General features: G+C 33.7%; 5 protein-coding genes. 2 read left to right on the forward strand and 3 right to left on the reverse strand.

What is annotated here, in order from left to right; all coding sequences use genetic code 11:
• Positions 1-138: 138 nt before the first annotated feature.
• Positions 139-432, reverse strand: a complete 294-nt coding sequence (locus FTT70_RS13340) for a type II toxin-antitoxin system RelB/DinJ family antitoxin (protein WP_004870963.1) — start codon at positions 430-432, stop codon at positions 139-141.
• A gap of 162 nt (positions 433-594) precedes the next feature.
• Entirely contained in the window at positions 595-1,392 is a 798-nt protein-coding gene (locus tag FTT70_RS13345; protein WP_180066076.1) for a hypothetical protein, read from the reverse strand.
• An 817-nt stretch (positions 1,393-2,209) separates the two neighbouring features.
• Here FTT70_RS13345 and repM point away from each other — a divergent pair.
• Together repM and FTT70_RS13355 are read left to right on the forward strand one after the other, a co-directional pair.
• Complete coding sequence (gene repM, locus FTT70_RS13350) at positions 2,210-3,142, forward strand: replication initiation protein RepM (protein WP_026438545.1); 933 nt, start codon at positions 2,210-2,212, stop codon at positions 3,140-3,142.
• A complete protein-coding gene (locus FTT70_RS13355; RefSeq protein WP_163167926.1) occupies positions 3,139-3,435 on the forward strand; it encodes a hypothetical protein in 297 nt (98 codons plus the stop codon). Before repM ends, FTT70_RS13355 begins: the two co-directional genes overlap by 4 nt.
• On the opposite strand, the gene FTT70_RS13360 is transcribed toward FTT70_RS13355, so the two are convergent.
• A complete protein-coding gene (locus tag FTT70_RS13360; RefSeq protein ID WP_004871868.1) occupies positions 3,432-3,716 on the reverse strand; it encodes a hypothetical protein in 285 nt (94 codons plus the stop codon). The two genes, FTT70_RS13355 and FTT70_RS13360, sit on opposite strands and share 4 nt — an antisense overlap.
• Positions 3,717-3,890: the final 174 nt, after the last annotated feature.

Here is a 3,890-nt window from a genome sequence, read left to right on the forward strand (position 1 = left end):
GGATGATCTAAATACTTTTCAGGCAAAGGATTATTTGCGACTAAACAATCTAATACTTCTGCCCATTCAGCCGTAACCAGTTCTAAATAACGTCTTTTAATATCACGTTTAAAAGAACTGGTTACGACAATCTTACGTTTAGCCATGTGCTTCTTCCGACATAGCTTTAATCGCTTCTTCTACCGTTTCGTACTCGGTGTACTCGCCATTTTCAATCTCTTTTAAAGATTGAAGTAACTTGGCTGCTGCTTTAGGAGTTAAAGCAGGTTCTCGTGCATAGTCAAAAGACAAAGGAATCGCTTTAGTTTTAACGATTTGATTCAAGAACAGTTTGAATGCTTGAGGCATAGTCAAACCATAGTCTTCCAAAATAGGGGTAACTTGTTCTTTTAACTCTGCTTCTAAGCGCATATTGAAATTGACTGCGGACATGATTCCCTCACTCAAAAACCATTAAAGTAAAGATAATATAAGTCATATTCTTTACTTTTTCATTACTTTTGATGTAATAAATGGTTTCTGACAACTAAATTTCGTATAACAGCCATTATGTTAAATGGAGTCAAAATTAGATTAAATATTGTGATAATTGCTTTATTTCTTCACATTCCAAACTTTTAATAAACGCCAAATATTTTGATCTACAGTTTTCCAGTCTTTTAATGATTCGTAAGACATTCTCCATGCGATTCTTACGTTCGGATAGAGAGGGGTTTCAACTTCTGTGGTCACTACAATTTGATCTGTAAGATTTTTATTAATCTTCATTAAAAATTCAGAATTGTATGGATCTGATGCGTGGCCTAGACAATGGTAAGAGATATCAGAGTCCAAATTTATTGAATAGCACTCTAAATCAAATTTTTTAAATGAATTTTCATATTTTACAAATTTATGTGATATTAAATAATTTATCCACTCTCTTGGTGTTTGTTTATATTTAAAATATATGGGATCGAGTGTACTGAAATTTTGTATATACACTTTTACTTGATCTTGATAATTTTTATCATAAAAGTTATTAATTTTTATATTTTTAACATTATTCAAAAGCAAGTTAAATCGCATAGGATGCTGAAAATCAGAAACTTTCTCGATTTTATCATTGTCATTTAGTATTTTTACTTTAGGAATAAAATCAATAGGATACTGACCAAGAAAAGGGTCAGTCAAAACTATACCTTGCTCAATATTTTTTTTATTGCCTACAACGGTTTTTATAGTTAAATCTGATGAAATCCCCCAAATCACTAAATCCCCTTGTTTTGATATATCTTTATAATATTCGATATCGGATTCTTCTGATAAAGGTTTAGACCTAGATTCTGTCGTGTCAGTACATCCGCATATAGCAATACAATGTATTAAAATAAGTATTTTTATATAGTTCATTACGAAACTCTTTTAATTCACTTCTAGGTTAGAGCACAAATAACTAAACGATTTATAGAGAAATCTAAAAATAAATAAAAATATCCATTTATTTAGGTTTCCTAAAATTAACATAATACACCTTATACGAAATGCGTTATAATTATCTATAGAAATCAATGCTGTAGTTTCTAGTTTATAGCCCGAACATCCCTGTTCGGGCTTTTTTTATGATTTTTCACGTTCCACGCCTATTATTTAAGCAATGTTTCACAACTTTGATTAGCTCCAGTAAATAATTAAAACCTAGATAATAAGAACCGAGCGAGTGTCTACGAGCGATTGAGCATCATCAAAATTTCGTCCTCGCCTTTTCTCTGATTACAAGCTCCCTTTCGATTTTAAACGGTAGGTACAGAGCATCCCGAATGGGTGCGAACTTTGGAGCTTTTGCTTTTCAAAAAGTATGAGCGAAGCGAATACATTACAAATGCTTTTGCTTTTAGATTTCACAAATAGGATTAACCAAAAACTGCCCCACGAAGCGAGGAACGAGCTTCAATAGAGTACGAGCTTTAGCGAGTACCTAGGGCAGTTTGCACTCCCCTCTCGAAAGGCTTTTAATTATTTTTAAAGCTTTTAAATGCTTTTAGATAAGCTGAAAACATTGATATGAGAGGACTACAGCTTATATAAGCACACAAATTCTCTTGTATAAGCACACAAATTCTCTTGTATAAGCACACAAATTCTCTTGTATAAGCACACAAATTCTCTTGATTTACACACATAAAATATATAGTGTGTAAATACACATTAATAATAACGTGTATTTAATATGAAGAATGGTTTAGTTGTGAAAGATAATGCATTAATAAACGCCAGTTATAATTTAGAACTAACGGAACAGCGTTTAGTCATGCTTGCAATCATTAATGCAAGGGAATTAGGGCGGGGTATTACGGCAGATAGCAAACTAGAAATACATGCTAGTGACTATGCAAAACTATTTAATGTATCACCTGATGCATCCTACAAAGCCCTGAAAGATGCCGTAAATAATCTATTTAACAGGCAGTTTAGCTATACAGCCGAATATAAAAAAACAGGGAAGGTAGGTATCGTTCGCTCTCGCTGGGTAAGCCGTATTTTTTATGTAGATGATTTGGCATTACTAGAAATTACTTTCGCACCTGATGTAGTTCCTTTAATCACTAGATTAGAAGAACACTTTACAAAATATGAAGCCAAACAAGTTGCACACCTAACCAGTAAGTATGCCACTAGACTTTATGAGTTATTAATCGCTTGGCGTGAAGTTGGTAAAACACCTGTTTTTGAACTACAACAATTACGTAAAAATTTAGGTGTTGAAGATGATGAATATCAACGTATGCACCATTTTAAAAGCCGTGTATTAGAAACTGCCATTACTCAAATCAATGAACATACAGACATAAAAGCCACTTATGAGCAACACAAGAAAGGGCGTACAATTACTGGGTTTTCATTCAAGTTTAAGCAGAAACAACAACCGAAAAAATTAGATTCTAAGCGTGACCCAAACACACCTGACTTTTTTATCAAAATGACCGATGCACAACGCCATTTATTTGCAAAAAAAATGTCAGAAATGCCTGAAATGGGGAAATATTCACAAGGTACAGAAAGCTACCAACAATTTGCTATCCGTATAGCAGATATGCTGTTAGAGCCTGAAAAATTCAGAGAGCTTTATCCAATTTTAGAAAAATCAGGATTTCAGCCATGATTAAATTAAATAACCTATCAACCGATCTAAAGCATGTGACCGTTGAATACCTCGACATCGTAAATTATGAAATTGCGAGGGAAAATATATGCGGTTATATCTTCCTATTATCCAGACTATCCAAAGATGCCGAACCCACCGAAAAAATGCAGATGGAAAGCAAAATACAGAACTTAATTTACTATCGGGATAATTTACAAATCGAGGACAAGGACAATATTCAAAAGGTTTTAAATACGCTCATTCCAGAGTATCAAGCCGAACAAAAAAACCAAACAGCTAAGAAAAATTAGGCTTCAATATCGGGCAAATCAAAAAGCTGTCGATCTCTATTTTCTGTTAAATATTCGTTGAGTTCAGCGAGTATTTTTTCTTTATTGGCTTCATTTGCCTGCATTTTCTTAATCAAGTAAGAACCGAGCAAAATTTTACGCCGAGTATCATCCTTGCGCTCCTGTTCTTTCTTTTTGGTACGTTCTCTTGCTTCAATAGCCTGTTTCTGTGCTTTTAACTGTTTCAGCTTCTCTAACTGGGCTTCAATTTTCTTTTCGATATTTTCAGCAGATTTAGTCATAACGATTAATTTCGGAATATAGAAAACCACTCAAGCATAAGACCCTATGAATTGAAATTCAAGCGGGTAATATGCTATCGTGTTTTTCATGAAATGCGCACTTACGACTTGAATTTCATTCAAGTCAAAAGATGCGTAAGGGGGACACCCCTTAACCCCAAAAGCAAAAGCAAG

It is taken from the genome of Acinetobacter sp. YH01003 (assembly GCF_013420525.1).
Taxonomy (GTDB): domain Bacteria; phylum Pseudomonadota; class Gammaproteobacteria; order Pseudomonadales; family Moraxellaceae; genus Acinetobacter; species Acinetobacter towneri.